At 48.2% G+C, this 537-nt stretch carries 1 pseudogene; it reads right to left on the bottom strand.

What is annotated here, in order from left to right:
* Positions 1 to 537 (bottom strand): annotated as a pseudogene (locus FBF73_RS09920) (hypothetical protein); the annotation flags it as partial.

A 537-nucleotide genomic window follows, 5' to 3' on the forward strand; every position in this document is an offset into this window, starting at 1 on the left:
GTGCTTCGACATCGTGCACCCCCTTCACCTTCGGAAGTTCCCGACTAACTAATGGGGATTTGTTTAAGCCTAGTTGGAGTTTCTCCTTCGCCAGATACTGGTCAAAGTTACTGGATTCCCTCGCAAGTTTACTTTCTTTCAGATTCTTCAGAATCTGCTCGCGGTTATACTTCGGTGCTTCGACCTCTACTTTCACCTTATTGAGACTAAACTTGCTAGCTGCTGAGGAGACCGCATAACCTCCTAAGATATTCCCGATAAAGTTTGCGGTTTGAGCGTCTTCCTCACTTCCACCTAGGAGCTTAGTCCCATGATAGGCAACCTGACCCGCTGTATAGGCACCGGCTTCCCCTATCGCAAACTGGGTCAAGCCCTTGACAGCGCTCTGAGTCTGCCCTATGGGAATCATAATGGCACTCGCCGTCACAAAGACATTCCCAACATCATGATACAGCTTGTCATTCCCCATGAAAAGCGTATCTCGGATGAGATTATAGGATTTCGTATGGGCATCCCCTGCATTTCCAAGTTGGATGT

Source organism: Streptococcus mitis (genome assembly GCF_005144795.1).
GTDB classification, from domain to species: domain Bacteria; phylum Bacillota; class Bacilli; order Lactobacillales; family Streptococcaceae; genus Streptococcus; species Streptococcus mitis_BB.